Below are 15,361 nucleotides of genomic sequence, written 5' to 3'. Positions count from 1 at the left end.
TCTTGCATGTAAGGTTGGATTACAACTGGGACGCTGATGGGTGTAATAATTAGCGTCAGACTTTGAGCGGTTCTGCGCGGTTCTCCTGCTGGTTCATCGAAACTGGCTGGTAAACTGAGAGCCGGATTTCGGCCTGTTCCAATGGAGGTTCGCGAGAGGCAATCGTGGTCGCACGTTTGAAGCTTCCTAAGTTACTTATGCCATTTTGTAATGAATCGCCATATTATTTAAAAGAAAAAGGACGCCGTTGCCGGCGTCCTTAGATTTAAGCACTGCACCTTTGAAGGTGCTTTGGATTAATTGGCTTTCAGACGGAAAAACCGCTGGGTGTCAGCCGATTGCGAGTTGGTGTAGGTAAAGGGCCCAGCACCCAGCGCCGCTGCGTTGGTCCAGGGGCCAGCAACGCTGATGGCAGTCTGTAAGGTGTATGATCCAGTCCAGTTAAACACCGAGTTGGTGCCGTTGAAACTGGAGCTTAATGTCGGAGTCAGAGCCGAACCAGTGGCTGCGGGATACAGCTGAGTCATCGGAATGACTGACTTTAACTGACTGGTGCTGGACCAGCTTAGATGGACTTCCGCCGTGCTCGTGCCTTCGAAGTATTCCATCAGTAGGTCATACTTCTGGCCCGCTGTCAGTGTTACTGGAGCACTTGCCCATTCGGTGACGGACTGGCTGGCCCAGTGGTTCACCACCAGTTGTCCATTGATCCACAATCTCGCCCCATCATCCGAACGGGTGTAGAAGGTGTAATCCTGGCTGTAGAGCGGCTGCACTTTGCCCGTCCAGCGGACAGTGAAGCGATCCACAGAGATGCTCGGGTCAGGTGAACCGGTGCCGAAGTTGAAGTCGATATTGGTATCGATCCGGGTCAACGTCGGCGCGTTGGTGAAGGTTTGTGCCTGGATGGTGTAGTAATCACCGCGCAAACCAGTACCTGTGCCCGGGGTTGCGGGAATGGTTACCGCCAATTGCGCGGCCGAATTGGTGGTGAAGTAAGTTCCAGCGCCACTGCCCACAACCACAGTGTAGAAGCCAGCATCTGCGAGCTGGACATTGCTCAGATTGAGCGTGGAATCCGTCGCTCCAGCGAGGTCATTGCCGGCGAACGACCACTGGTAAGTCAGATTGGTCGCGCCATTGGCATAGATGGTGAAGCTTCCACTGCTACCAATGTTTGTGGAGACACCCACTGGTGCCGCCGTGATGATCGGAGCCCGATTGGTCACCGTGAGAAGGGCATTGGTGCTGAATGTAAAGTTGATCGGATTAGCGACATAGACACTGTAGTTGCCGGCATCGCTGAACTGGATGTTCGTCAATGTCAAGGAACTGTTGGTTGCGTCAGTAATACTGACCCCTTCATATAGCCACTGGTAGACGCGGGGGTCGGTTCCGGCGGACGAGGTCACCGTAAACGTAACACTGGAGCCAGCACCGGTGCTCTGGCTCTTGGGTTGGGTCGATAGGATTGGTGCCGTGTCATTCACCGTCAGCACTGCATTTGTGGAAGTGATGGGGCCGAAGAGGTTGGTAACTGTCACGGTATAGGTGCCTGAGCTTATGACTTGCACGTCATTGAGGACATAGCTGGTGCCAGTGGCGCCGGCGATGTCCGTCCCATTCAGGGTCCATTGGAAGGCAAGGTTATTGGATGAAGCCTGGGTAAGTGACGCTGTAAATGTGACGTTGACACCAGCATTCACCGTCTGACTCTTGGGTTGGAGATTAAATACGGGAGGCGTATTGGTAATGAGCACGTTGGCCACTGAGCTGGTTGTGGTGCCAAGCGGGTTCGTCAATACAACCGTGTAAGGTCCGGATTGCTCGGCCTGTGCATTGCTGAGCGTCAGGGCTGTGGTAGTTGCTCCAGAAAGGTTGGTTCCGTTCAAGCGCCATTGATAAGTGATGTTCGTTGTTCCAGTGGCGGTGACCGTGAGCTTGGGAGCGGTAGGGGTGCCGGCAGCGTTGGTAAGTCCAACAGGTTGCAATGTAATAAGAGGTGCCGTATCGACCACCGTCAGAGATACCACCGAGCTGGTGATGGAGGTTGTTCCAGCAGCGTTGGTAATGATCACCGAGTAATTGCCCACAGTAGCTGCATTATTCTGAGCCGCTGTGCGGGTAAAGGTGCTGGCTGTTGCTCCGGCTATGTTTGCTCCATTAAATGTCCATTGGTATTTGAGTGTACCGACGCCGGTAGCGTTGACTGAAAAGGTCGCATTAACGCCTGCATTGACAGTAACATTTTGCGGCTGGATGGCGATGTCGGGATCGATTCTTGAAACGGAGAAGGTCCCGTTTGTGCCGGTGATATCATTACCCGTGGTTGCGATCGTGGTCCCGCCAGGTGAGAAAATGCGCAAGACTTGTGCACCCGTGCCTGGGCCCGTGCTTGATGAGGGACTACTCCCGGTGCAGCCGCTGAGAATGTAAAGGTTCCCAGCTGCATCGAACTTCAAGGCGCGCGCATAAAGGATGGAGCTGAATGAATTTAACCACAGACGTTTGGAGAGGTCCGGCACCCCGTTGGTTAACGGCAGAATCCATGTTCTGCTGTCATCGCGTACAACTGCCAAAAATTTCTGGTCGGCTGATACGGCCACTGCCATGGTTTGTCTGAGCAGGTCGGCGGCCGAAGTGCTTGCCAGGAGGTTTGTGCTCACAAAATAGGAGTTAAAAAGGGTGGTGCTCCCAGTTGAATCATGAACAATAACGCCGCCTTCAAGTCCGTTGATGCGGTATGTGGAAGTATAAAATTTGCCATCTGCGCCTCTGTCCATGTCCACATAGATTGTACCGGTAAAGGTGATGCCTTCCTTGGAGGTCGGGGTCCAAACGCGTGTAGCATCAGAGTCATAGGGCAGTGGACCGCCTAACACGTCGTAACGCCAGAGACTCTGTTCCTGGTTTTTGGTCGTGGTTGTTTTGTCCGACTGGAGATCTTCGTCGATTGTGTATACCTTCATATTCCCCGCCGCAAGAGAGCCTTCGACGAAGGTTGCTCCGATGCTGCCATGGGTATTCGCTGTGCCGACTGGGACGGCGGCTGTTCCCAGCGCAGAGAGCGGTCTCAGCACTGGTCCCCCTGAAATCACATTCGGGTCGGTGTAATACAGGTTACCTGTGGCATCACTCCAGTCGGCGACATAAAGAGTATCATCCTGTCCCACCATTAATTTCCAAGGTGCTGCCAGGGCGCCACTAGTGAAATCCAGTCCGCCCGTGCTGGCTGTATCTCCCAAGCCCAGAGCATCCGTTTGGTCCGCATTCAACATGTAAATCCCGTCACCTGTTACTCGGGAAACATTGTTGGAGGTGGTGGTGGTGGTGGAAGAGTTAGCCACGTAAACCCGGCCGAAGTAGGGACTGCTTGGATTCTGATTAATCGCAAGTCCTCGAGGTGTTGAAAAGTTTAGCAGCGCATTTGTATCCTTGCTGGTTTGGAACACAGGGGCGTTAGTTCCATTAGCGGTGACGAATCCCTGGGTGCTCACTTTTTTGACCACAATTTGAAAATTCGTGGCAGCACCCAAGTTGAAGGACTGTGTGCCTTTGCTCAGCGCTCCCAGATCGTTGGTGCTGGTAGCGTTGTTGAAAATAACCTTCACATTATCGGCATCCTCATTCAAGATGAATGAGATGGTTCCTGAGTTGTTGATAATACCGGAAGCGTACGGGACGGCTTTCGCGGATGGTTGCAGTCCTGCTAATGCCAGCGTGATTGCCAGCACTTGCACGACTCCCTTGGTATTTAGGCTTTTGGTTGGGCTCATACTTTGTTTAAAGGTTTTATGGGAAATTTACCCTGGCTTTCATGTAAAAATTGAATCCATCTTCTAGGTTAACGCTCTAAGAAAAGCAATATAAATAGCACTGTAGCCTTGTGAAAAATTGGATTTTACGCCCAACTGTACGGACGCGTAATAATACTTGTGAAGCTCCTTCGGCATCTACACCTTCTGTAGTGTACCGTCTTTTTGGAGGTGATACCTCTGTCCGCGCCAAAGAATGCTATTGCCAAAAAATGCCTGCATCCAAATGCCAAACTGAAGGATATCTTTGATGGGTGCCAGCCAACAGTGATTTCGCTGGCCATCCTTGTTAAATCTGCTCTGAAGCGTTTCCGCCATAAGAATGCGGGCCAGCAGGGAGATGGCGAGAAAAAGCAGCACTCGGTGTGTTGGTTGCATGATGTACCAGGCTAGAGGCCACAAAGTGGGATTGCTGATGATGCTCATCGCATAGGGTGCGGGCTTACTGACTCGAATGGTTCGTGCCCAGCGGAGTTGATGTGCCCAGACTTCCTTCCAGCCCATGGGATGCGACAGGCAATCAACGACGATGGGACTGATCACTATTTCTTTTCCGGTCTTGGCGATTCGGTTGCCAAGTTGAAAATCATCCGCCAAATAATCAGCCAAAGCCTCGAAACCCCCTATACTCTTTAGCTGCGCTCGACGTGTGGTCATCACGGCTCCCAAAGCAAAATCGAGTGGCTGCAGATTTTGGCCCTGCAACACCTGACTCCAGAAATCGGCATTGATGGCAATCGCCTCCCAATGCATCGCCAGATTGGAAGGATTCGCGAGACGATAAAAGCAGTTCACCAGGCCCGTGTTCGCATTTTCCAAAGGAGCCACCGCATTTTTCAGAAAATCGGTGGAAACCAACACATCTGCGTCACTGACGCTAATAATTTCGTGCCTGGCGAGTCGAGATAGTTGGATGAGAGTGGATACTTTAGCGTTAAAACCCAGAGCCTCTTTGCAGATAACGAGTTGGATGTAGCTTCCCGGATGATCGCTAATCAATTTCCTAACTGCTTCGCACGCAGGGTCTTCTGCGGCAGCAACTCCGAATAAAATTTGAACTTGGCCTTTGTAATCCTGTTGTAGCCAGCTTTTCAGGCATTCCACCGTTTTTGTATCGCACCCTTTCAGCGGCTTCAGCAAGGTCACCGGCGGTTGAAAGGAAGGGTTCGGCAAGCGCGTGTGCAAAGGGAATCGCCATGCTGCAACCCATTGCCAGCAAGCGAGTAACACACTTAAGAGGGCCATTATGGCTAAAACCGTAACCACGCGGCTCTTTTCCTAGAGATAAGGGGAAAGTTCCGCAAGCGCCAATTCCTAAGCGCGTTTTTAGGAGAAGACCATTGACCTCTGGCAGTAAAAAGCCTTAAAAAGCCCTCGTCCAAGAGTAGCACCAACAATAATCATCAACAGCGCACACTTATGGCTGAGAGACTTCGCTGCGCCGTGATCGGAACTGGCGCCATCGGTTTGGAACATCTGAAGAGCTTTTCGCATTGCCACCGCGGTGGCGCAGTGGCCATCGCCGAGAGCAATCCTGCGCGTGCACGCGAAGCGGGCGAACTCTATCGTGTCCCCAGGATATACTCGGATTATCGTGAACTGCTGGAGCAGGTGGACATAGATGCCGTTACGATTGCGTTGCCGAATCACCTGCATGCCCCGGTTGCACTGGAGGCGATTAAGGCGCGTAAACATGTGTTCCTTGAAAAGCCGATGGCATTGAACGCCAAAGAGGCAGCCAGGATTGTGGATGCTGCCGCTAAAATGCGGCGCACCATCATGGTGGGACAGAATTTTCGGTTCAATCGCCAAACGCAACTGGCCAAAATGGCGGTGCAACGCGGTGATCTCGGTGAAGTTTATCATGCTCGTTGCTTCTGGCTGCGGCGTAGCGGCATTCCCCGCACCGGCTCCTGGTTTACTCAAAAGAAATTGTCCGGTGGTGGCGCGACTCTGGATATTGGCGTCCACATGTTGGATGCTTGTCTGCACTTGCTTGGCGAGTTCGACGTCGCCAGTGTCTCGGGGCAGACCTTTGCCAAGTTCGGCAATCGGGGCTTGGGCGACGGCACCTGGGGCAAAAGTGAAATCGATCCCAAAAAACCTTTCGATGTGGACGACTACAGCGTGGCTTTGCTGAAGATGAAAAGCGGCCGCACCGTCAACTTCGAAGTCAGTTGGGCCGCCCATCAACCGACGGAAGGGCGGGATTATGGAGTGGACCTCCTGGGCACCTCGGCCGGTCTGTCACTCTATCCCGCCAAGCTCTTCCGCAATGGTCCGCTGGGATACGAAACCATTCAGCTCTCAGCACCCAAGGTCCCCCTGCCGGAAGATCGCATACAACACTTCGTGAATTGTGTGTTAGACGACAAAAAGCCTGCGGTTACTGTTGAAGAATCCTTGAAAGTGCAACAAGTTCTGGATGCCATTTACACTTCGGCGGCGACAGGCAGGGAAGTTCGGTTGAGCTAATTTTTTTTTTGAATTTTAGACAATTTGCCGGTTGATCAGCGTCTTCTCTTTGAACATGCCGGCAGAAAGCAATCTTGAGCGCCTCTATGATGAACACGCCCAGGCGCTTTTTGCATTCCTGCTCAATTTTACCCACAACGAGGCGGATACACGCGATCTCCTGCAAGAACTCTTTATAAAACTGGCACGACGCCCTGAATTGCTCAAAGGGGTTCGTGATGAACGCGCTTTCCTTCTGCATCTGGCGCACAACCTTGCCATCGATCTTGTTCGTCGCCGTGGAACTCGCGAAAAGAATTACGATCAGCTTGCTTTGGAGATAAATTCGGTTTTCTTGCCTGCTACCGACCGCGATGAAGCCGCTTTTCGCGTTGCGCTGAGTAAAGCATTGGGCGAACTGCCTGCGGAACAACGTGCGGTTGTTCACCTCAAATTGTGGGAAGGATTGACCTTCGAGGAAATCGCGAAAGCCCTGGACCTTTCACCTAACACTGCGGCCAGCCGATATCGCTACGGTTTAGACAAACTGCGCGAGCAACTGCGTCCTCTCTATGAAGAAATCAAATGATCTCAACGCTATGAAACCAGACGATTTCGAAAAACAACTGCAGCAACAGTCGATGCGAGCCATTCCCGGCGAGTGGCGCAATGAGATTCTTGATGCAGCAAAGAGCGCTGCTCCAAAGCAACACGACACGAGCAAGTCTCCCTCCTTTCTCTCAACTCTCAACCATCAACTCTCAGCCATTCTTTGGCCATGTCCGCAAGCCTGGGCAGGGTTGGCTGCAATTTGGCTCATCGTCCTGGCCGTTAATTTCACAACTGCAGACCGGACAGAAGTCGTCGCAAAGGTCGCAACACCTTCACCAGAAATCATCATGGCACTCAAGGAACAGCGGCGTGAACTGGCCGAACTTGTTGATCGTCATGATATCGAGCCGGTTGACCTGCCGAAGTCTGTTCCGCCAAAGCCTCGCAGCGAGCGTCGTATCACGGTGATTGTAGTTTGAGAATTACCAAGGAACTACTTATGACAGACCATCAGCCAACCAGTATTGAAAAACGTGGATTTCTCCGTTGTCTCTTTAGTTGGAGAATGATTCGGCGTTACCTCTTTTGTCTCGCCTGTTTGGCAACCCTGGTCGCTTTATTCTATGCGGTGGAAAACTGGCGGGGCAAACACGCCTGGGAACAATACAAACGCGAGCTGACCGCCAGGGGAATCAACATGGATTGGCATCAATTCATACCGCCGCCCGTGCCGGACGAACAGAATTTTGCCATGACTCCGTTTTTAGCTGCTTTGTATGATTTTAATCCGGAGCCGTTGCAGCCTGGGCAATCACGCTGGAAAGATACGAATGCTTACAACCGGGCGACCCAGTTTGGAACAGATCTGGATCATGAATACGTCAAATGGAGTGAAGCTAAAAGGACCAGCCTTCAGGATGCGCCTTCGGATTCGAAAGCCAATTCAAAGACCTCCGCTGGTTTGAATTCAACGGCCAACGCAAAGGAGGCTTCCGAGATTTTAAAATACCTTGAGAAATACGGACCGGTGCTGGAGGAGGTGCGTTTGGCGAGTCGCCGGCCTTACTCCCGGTTCAACCTGCGATATGACGAAGAGAATCCTGCAGCCATCCTGCTTCCGCATCTAGGAGTTCTCAATCACACGAGTCAGGTGCTGAAAATGCGTGCCGAGGCAGAACTCGCTTCCGGTAAAACGGATGCCGCCGCCGAAGACGTTAACCTGCTTTTGCATCTGTCAGACTCCATCGAAAATGAGCCGACGGTAATCTCGGTGCTCGTTCGGAACATCATCACAAAAAATGCGTTGCAGGTCGTCTGGGAGGGATTGGCCGCCCATCAATGGTCCGATAATCAGCTTAAAAGTTTTCAGGACGGGTTGGAAAAGCAGTCTCTGATAAAGCACTTTGACCGGACATTGCACGCAGAAGCTGCGGCATTCGGCAATCAGTTGTTCGAGTACATGCGCAATCATGGCTCGGAACTCCCCGTTACTTTGGACCAGAATAGTCCAAAAGCCATTGGGGTCCTTTACAAATGGAGTCCGAAGGGGTGGTTTTACCAGGAGCAGCTCTCTTACCTTCGCACTTTTAACGAGAAGATTTTACCGTTCATTACCCCGGAAAGCAAAAGGGTCAATCCACAGGCATTGAACAATTCTTCAAAATATGTTGCTGATTTAGGGGCAAACCCCTTTTCCACGCTTTGGCATCACAGGATATTTACGGTTTTGCTGATTCCGACGGTTGATATGCTTTCCGCCAAAATCGCCAAGGGTCAAACTGACGTTGATCTCGCCGTGCTCGCCGGTGCGTTGGAGCGGTATCGACTCGCTCGTGGCGAACTCCCCGATTCGCTTGAACTCCTGGTGCCGCAGTTCATAGGGAATATTCCCCGTGAGACGGTGAATGGAGAACCCTTCAAATATCAGCGCACGAATGACCGCCAATTTGAGCTCTACTCCGTTGGCTGGAACGAAAAAGACGATGGCGGCAAAACAATTAACAGCAAGGATGGCAAGTCTATCGATCCTACCCAGGGAGATTGGGTTTGGCCACAGTATCCCAGTCAATGAGTTGTACCAACAATCAATGAATGCCGTTAACGCTTGCCTGTTGTTCGGTTAAGAACTGCCTTGGCGGAAAGTCCATTTGTCTCGAAGCTCAATCCCAGATTTGCGCTGGTGATAGCCGCGAATGGGCCAATTTCAGAGGGTCCCCTTTTTGGTTCGCCCGGATGGCCATAAACGGTCGATTCCATCGTCTGCCATTTTTCGTTCCACACATACGAACCTCCGGCCGGGCAGATTAACTTCGTCTGCCAGAATTGTTCATGGAGCTTCACTGGATCTTCATTGGGAAACCGATGCTTCCATTCGTTAAGGATGGGCAGGTTGCTCCAGGCAAGATTCTGCATTTTGATCTGATATTCCTCCCTGGCTGCGCCCTCGAGTGTCTTCAGGAAATGTTGCTGCACCTGCAGGCATAAATTGGTGCCCAACCAAGGTGCAATCGCTGCTTCAGATGCCGTGGCAACTGCATTGGTTGAACTGCGTGCTGCTTGTCGGTCAACAGCTCGTTTTAACACCGATTCGTTCAAAGTCAGCACCAACGACTTTGGCGTGACTGCATAATAAACAGCCAGTTTGTCCAATTCGTTTTCCTCGCGCATCGACTTTGAAGGGGTGATTTTGACATACGTCTGTCCGTTATACTCGCGGTTTTCCCAGAGAGTCATTCCGGGTGCCGATTGATCTGCGTAGGCGTGCAAGGCGGTCAGAAAAGCAGCCAGCCCCAGTGGATTCTTCACGTCACAATGCAGCGCTACAGGCAATTGATGATATTCATGCTCCAAAAAGTCCTCGGGCTTTTCCGACTGGGCAAGTTCTTCCCAGAAGGGATCCTCGTCCGCATACAAAGACACAGCATGGCCCAGCCAACCCAGAGGATTTGCCTTTATGTTGGGGGCCATCGTCCCAACAAAACTGCTGGCACGCACGACTGGTTCGGATTGTGGGTTAAGCGCCATTACCAGATGAGCCAGCGTCCCTGAATGAGGATCTCCTGCTCCTGGCGGAATACTGGCTCCGCTGCTCAGCCGTACCAATTCAGCGTAGTCACTGCGGGTGATCAATGGCATCACCGTCACCTCGGCGCCAATGCGCTCGGGAGATACCGATAAGCGGACGGCAATAGGGTCAAAATATTGGCTCCAGTTCTGCTGGTAGGTATCTCGCCAGCGCTTATAGGCGTCCGCTTCTGCTTGTGTAACCCTGGTCATTGGCATCTCAGCGATCGGAGTTTGAAATGACAGGGTCCCATAGGTGCTCGAAAGCACACCTTGCGAATTGACGGTCAAGCCTTCCGAATCCGCCGTCGTCAAACTTGTTTCAACTTTGCCGGGCTTCACCGTTCCTTTTACTAATGCATCAAGCGAGGTGGCCTGAGCTTCAGTCATGCCCGCCAAGGCACGGGTGCGTCGGGCGGTGGCAATGCGCCATTGCGGACTGCACCAGCGCCGGATGGTGGCGTCGCTCAAGACCAGAAAAGCGGATTCCTTCTTGTCTCCGCGGGGATAACGATTGCGGAAAAAGAGGTACTCATCCTGCGAACCCAGACTGGCCCGTTTTCCTTTGGTTGTTTCGATCAACCGACCGAGTTGGTACTGGGAGTTGCTGACGAAAACAACATTTCCAACGCTGGCAACATAAGAGCAGATGCTCCGGTCCGGTGAAACTACGCCGGAATAACTCGCTTCCAGAATTTCGCCCCGGACAGGCTTGATGTCTCCCTGCACAACGGCACCCTGTCTCGCCAGCAGAAAGGTTTTCAACATTTCCGGTTGGGTGGCCTCAAAAACTATACCAATGTCCGTTCCGGTCCGTAGATAAGGGTCTGATCCAGTGAAGGCAATGCTGCGGATTACCTGCGGTCCAAAGCGCCGCGACAGCTCATTCAGGCCCAGGCACAATTGTTTCTCATAACGCCCGCGCGAATCCGTGTCGATGGAGCGTGATTCAAACATTTGCAGCAAGGGCGTTCCATGAGCATCCGCCTCATCCATCACCTGTGTCATGGCGGTAAAAGAAGGAAAGAATAATGCATGCTGGTCGGCGGGAATTGAAGCTGCCAGCGGATCGCATTCAATTTTAACATCCTTGATCAATGGTTTCCAGTCCATCTCCTGTACGGTGATGCCGGTTATGTTGGTTAAATCCACTGCGAGTTCTCCCGGTTTGGTCTCGATCAAAAGTCTGTCGAGTTGCAGATTCTCACTAATTGCGCGCCCACCGGTAAAGAGGGCGTAGGTATCGTCTGGTTCAAAATCGGAGCGTCGATTGAATCTTGTGGGTCTGACGGAAGTGGCGTCGGGGCTGACTTTGAGGGCCTTGCTGGCCTCCAGTTGCTGATGACGAAACCAGGCTGCTCCCGGAACGTCACGTTGCAGCAATCGATGGTAATGACTTTGCTTTGCTTTGAGAAATTCCTGTCTCGCTTCTGAGGTTGTGGCGGACGGGGTGACTTTAAAAGCCAGGGAAACCATGCCACGCTGGTCCGGTTTGGGCAGGTAGAGATGTCCTGAAATAAGCTGATCTTTCGGGCCGCATACGTTCAGAAATCCTTGGTTGTAAATCTCCGACGGCTTGGTCCAACGGTTCAGGGTTTCATATCCGGCCAGAAATACTTCCCCTTGGCCGTCGAGCGTGGCATAGGGTTCCATTGCTTCACTCTGGTTCCAAGCCTGGTAAGAGATGGAGAAGGGCACGTTTTTTGGCAATTCGCCTTCAGTAAACTGAATCTCCGACCAGCGCATTCGATAATAAGCGTCTTCCGCCAGCGCGGACTTCACCAGTGAAATGCTGATAATTACGCAGACAAAGGATAGACGGTTCAATTTCATAGTGTGTTCGCAAGGAGGATGAGGAGGGGCGACTTTCCTTGTAGATTTGAATAAAATTTATTTTTCACTCGGCGAGCTTATGCCGTGATACCGCTGGGATGGTAATTGATAAAATTGTGTCGGCAATCGATTAAATGAATGGTTCGACGGGGCTTCCACTGAACCGATTGCAAGTTTGCTGACCATTGTCGTCGATCAAGCGTCCAATATTTTACTCAAGCAATTGAACCTTTTCTCGCCCTCGGCATTCTACCCTGTATAGATGCTAGTGGTGGCCGACGACAAACAACTGCCCGTTCAGGATGCCAGAGCCGGGAAACCGGATGCGTGGGACACCCTTTTCCGCCGCTACCAAATGCCTCTTTACGTCTATGTTTTTGAACTCGTTCATCATGAACAAACCAGCCTGGACATTGTGCAGGAAACGTTTATCAACGCGGTTCGGCACATCGGCAGTTTGCAAAAGGACGAGAAGTTTGGTTCCTGGCTTTTCAGCATCGCACATCAAAAGTGCATTCAACACTGGCGAAGACGTCGGGAGAGCGAGGTGCCCATCGAGGAACAGCAGGAAAACGATTTGTACTATGAGGACGGGCCGGAAGCGCTGCTCATTCGCAAGGAGGAGGAGGAACAATTCATGGCACTGATGAATCAACTGCCACTTGCGCATCGCTCCGTGTTGTTGCTGCACTTCGTGGAGGAATTTTCATTGGAGGAAATTGCAGGCATCACCGGCACACAGATTGGAACAGTGAAGTCCCGCATTCACTACGCTAAGAAGGCGCTGCGTAAATTAATTGAAGAAAGGACATCATGAAAACCCCCCGTGAAGTCTTGTTTGAAAAACATCAAGGAATCGAGTCGAAGCTCGATGCAGTCCGTGCCGAAGCACTCGCCGAGGTTTGCGATGGCAAATCGAAATGCGCTGCCCATCCGGACGCCTTAATGCAGAAGCCTCAGACCCTTTCATGGTTCGGTGAATTCCTGCAATCGTTGCGGCCTCATTTCGTTGGCTTGACGGGAGTCTGGCTCATTATTCTGGGAGTACATTTCGCCACGCGAGACTCCTCGCCCATGCTTGCGGAGGCGCCTGCACCTTCGCCTGAAGTGATCGCCACTTTGAAGGAGCAGAAGCAACTCTTTACCCAACTCATTGGTTCTCCTGAAAGCCCCCAACCCGTCGATCCCGCGTTGCTCGAACGCCGTCCGCGTAGCGAGGTAAAGCAATACATCCGCATCGTTTAAATTTTTATGCAAAACAGCAGTGCCGAATCACCAGCTCCAAAAAAATCCCTTCGTCGTCGCGTGTTGCGCTACGGCATCATTGGGCTGCTCTGGATTGTAACACTCGTGGCCTTGCTGGTCGTGGAAGAGAACTGGCGGGCCAAACGTGCATGGGAAAGTTATAAGGCGGAATTGGAGGCTAAAGGTGAGAAACTAGGTATCGGCGGGTTGATTCCAGCACCGGTGCCAGACGATCAAAACTTTGCACAGACGCCGTTTCTCGCACCACTGTTCGAATTGAATCCTAATCGGAAGCCGGGTGAATCAGCTTGGGCGGATACGAACGCCGTGAATCGGGTTCAACAGTTTGCCAATGATTCTCCCGTGCTCAAGGAGCGCAAGGGCTGGCAGGAGGGGCATGTCACAGACCTGCCAAAGCTGGCCGCGGGTTTCAATACGAACAAGAATTCGGAAGCTGAGAAGCCTGTGTTGTCCCGTACCCAGGCGGCGGAAGAGATACTGAAGCGTGTGGAAAAGTACCAGTCGGTATTAAACGAGTTACAGGAGGCCAGCAAACGGCCCAATTCAAGGTTCAAAATACGCTATGAAGACAATTTTGCGGCGCTTCTGCCGCATCTTGCGCCTCTTAGAAAGTTCGCTGTGATATATTCGGTCCGGGCTTCTGCCGAACTGGCGCTGGGGCACACCGACAACGCTCTCGCGGATATTCGCATGACGTTATATCTCGCGGATGCCATCAAAGATGAGCCGCTCCTCATCTCCAAATTGGTCCGTATCGCGATCGTGCAGTTAGCACTTCAGCCTGTCTGGGAAGGGTTGGGAGAACAGAAGTGGACCGATGCTCAATTGGCTGAGTTGGGACAGGCGTTTAGCAAATACGATCTGATTTCCGAAGGTGCCGATGCCATCCGGGGCGAAAGAGCTTTAGGAAATGAATTTATGGACGCGATCAGAACGAAACGAAACGCGGGTGAATTGCAAGCCATCGGTGGGATTGGACCGATGCCTTCCCATCTGGTGCCGAGTTTCTTCTTTTACCAAAATCAACTGACTGTAAATCACCTCTACCAGGATGTCTCGATGCCAATGTTTTCACCAGAACAGACTCGGGTTCATCCTGAACTGAATCAAACGAACGCATTGGACCTGGAAATGAGAAAGTATCCCTTCCCATACCAGGTCTTTGCCAAACTGCTTTTTCCAGCGGTTGAAAAAGCTACCATGAAAATTGGCTACACGCAGAATGCAGTCGACCTTGCAGCTCTGGCCTGTGCCTTGGAGCGGTATCGGTTGGCACACCATCAATTCCCGTCTTCGCTGGAGGAACTGAAGCCGCAATTCATTGCCAAAATCCCGCATGATGTGGTCAATGGGGAACCACTTCATTATCGGCGCATGGATAATCAGCACTTCATCTTTTATTCAGTGGGCTGGAACCAAATGGACGACGGGGGAACGATCGCATTCACCAAAGGGTCCACTCCAAGTGTTGAACTGAAGGAAGGCGACTGGGCCTGGCCGCAATATCCGGTCAAATAAATCTTTTTTCCTGTGGCTTGCGAGTTATAGTGAGGCATGAAAGCAAGGTTGGTTGCCATACTACTTATAATGGCCGCTGCAGGGCTCATCATCTTCAAGTATTCGCGGCAACCTGCACCAGCGCCAGTCGAACCGGTTGCGTTGCTTTCTTCAAAAACCAATCTCACTCCACGCCTGCCCGCGCCGCGGATGCTCGTCACCGCGCCAGTTACAGGATCTCAGCCGGAGGAGTTGCAGCCGACCAATATAGTTGCTCTCTTGCGTGCCGGGAAGGAACTGCCAAAGCTGAACCTTTCCCAGCTCCAAACTTACCTCGATGCGAACCATCGAAGTGCGGCAAGTCTCCTTGCTGCCTTCCGCGCCACGGGCGATGCATCGTTGTTGCAGGAAGCGAGGGAAAAATTTCCTAATGACCCACGGGTGGCTTTCGTCGCCATTTACCAGAACGGCTCTCCCGAGGAACGTCGCCAGTGGATCGATAATTTAAAACAATCCGCCCCCGATAACGCATTGGGAGATTACGTCTCCGCATTCGATCATTTCAAATCCGGTCAAACAGATCAGGCAGTCCAGGACCTTGTGGCTGCTTCCGGAAAATCGAAGTGGCAGGATTATTCAATGGATTCAATGCAGAATGCCGAGGAAGCCTATCGCGCTGCGGGTTATTCAGAGGCTGAAGCCAAGGCGGCAGCGGTGATGGGACAGCCGCTTCCGCAGTTGGCGGAATTAAAGGGATTGGGTCGAAACCTGGGTGAGCTTGCAAATTCCTACCGGCAAGCTGGCGATGAAGCGTCGGCACAAGCCGCCTTGCAGATGGGCCTGAACCTGGGGCAACGCCTGGAAGATCCTTCTGCGCAAGG

At 52.1% G+C, this 15,361-nt stretch carries 11 protein-coding genes; 8 read left to right on the top strand and 3 right to left on the bottom strand.

Translation table 11 applies throughout. From position 1 onward, the window contains the following. Positions 1-296: 296 nt before the first annotated feature. Both CFLAV_RS18370 and hpnI read right to left on the bottom strand, forming a co-directional pair. Entirely contained in the window at positions 297-3,776 is a 3,480-nt protein-coding gene (locus CFLAV_RS18370; RefSeq protein WP_007416293.1) for an immunoglobulin domain-containing protein, read from the bottom strand. Between the two features lie 177 nt (positions 3,777-3,953). Next, positions 3,954-5,060 carry a bacteriohopanetetrol glucosamine biosynthesis glycosyltransferase HpnI gene (gene hpnI, locus CFLAV_RS18365; protein ID WP_007416291.1) on the bottom strand — a complete coding sequence of 369 codons (1,107 nt, stop codon included), beginning with the start codon at positions 5,058-5,060 and terminating at the stop codon, positions 3,954-3,956. 174 nt (positions 5,061-5,234) lie between these two features. On the opposite strand from hpnI, the gene CFLAV_RS18360 reads away from it, so the two are divergent. Genes CFLAV_RS18360 through CFLAV_RS18345 form a run of 4 tightly spaced genes read left to right on the top strand, consistent with a single transcriptional unit; the run spans position 5,235 to position 8,892 of the window. Further along, positions 5,235-6,290, top strand: a complete 1,056-nt coding sequence (locus tag CFLAV_RS18360; protein ID WP_007416290.1) for a Gfo/Idh/MocA family protein — start codon at positions 5,235-5,237, stop codon at positions 6,288-6,290. 55 nt (positions 6,291-6,345) lie between these two features. Further along, entirely contained in the window at positions 6,346-6,858 is a 513-nt protein-coding gene (locus tag CFLAV_RS18355; protein WP_007416289.1) for an RNA polymerase sigma factor, read from the top strand. A gap of 10 nt (positions 6,859-6,868) precedes the next feature. Beyond that, positions 6,869-7,300, top strand: coding sequence for a hypothetical protein (locus CFLAV_RS18350; RefSeq protein ID WP_040549367.1), 432 nt, complete (start codon positions 6,869-6,871; stop codon positions 7,298-7,300). A 20-nt stretch (positions 7,301-7,320) separates the two neighbouring features. Then, a complete protein-coding gene (locus tag CFLAV_RS18345; protein ID WP_007416287.1) occupies positions 7,321-8,892 on the top strand; it encodes a hypothetical protein in 1,572 nt (523 codons plus the stop codon). Between the two features lie 26 nt (positions 8,893-8,918). Here CFLAV_RS18345 and CFLAV_RS18340 read toward each other — a convergent pair whose 3' ends face one another. After that, a complete protein-coding gene (locus CFLAV_RS18340; protein WP_007416286.1) occupies positions 8,919-11,717 on the bottom strand; it encodes a hypothetical protein in 2,799 nt (932 codons plus the stop codon). Between the two features lie 262 nt (positions 11,718-11,979). Here CFLAV_RS18340 and CFLAV_RS32630 point away from each other — a divergent pair, with 262 nt between their 5' ends. The 4 genes from CFLAV_RS32630 to CFLAV_RS18320 all read left to right on the top strand — a co-directional run. Beyond that, positions 11,980-12,534, top strand: coding sequence for an RNA polymerase sigma factor (locus tag CFLAV_RS32630; RefSeq protein ID WP_007416285.1), 555 nt, complete (start codon positions 11,980-11,982; stop codon positions 12,532-12,534). After that, positions 12,531-12,962 (top strand): hypothetical protein, encoded by a 432-nt coding sequence (locus tag CFLAV_RS18330; RefSeq protein WP_007416284.1) that lies wholly within the window; start codon positions 12,531-12,533, stop codon positions 12,960-12,962. Before CFLAV_RS32630 ends, CFLAV_RS18330 begins: the two co-directional genes overlap by 4 nt. A 6-nt stretch (positions 12,963-12,968) precedes the next feature. Next, a complete protein-coding gene (locus CFLAV_RS18325) occupies positions 12,969-14,501 on the top strand; it encodes a hypothetical protein (protein WP_007416283.1) in 1,533 nt (510 codons plus the stop codon). A gap of 36 nt (positions 14,502-14,537) precedes the next feature. Then, the coding region (locus tag CFLAV_RS18320; RefSeq protein WP_150107483.1) for a hypothetical protein at positions 14,538-15,361 on the top strand (824 nt) is incomplete at its 3' end.

Origin of the sequence: Pedosphaera parvula Ellin514 (genome assembly GCF_000172555.1) — a bacterium.
Taxonomy (GTDB): domain Bacteria; phylum Verrucomicrobiota; class Verrucomicrobiia; order Limisphaerales; family Pedosphaeraceae; genus Pedosphaera.
Note: the sequence above shows the minus strand (reverse complement) of the source record. Positions and strands in the feature narration are given on the sequence as shown.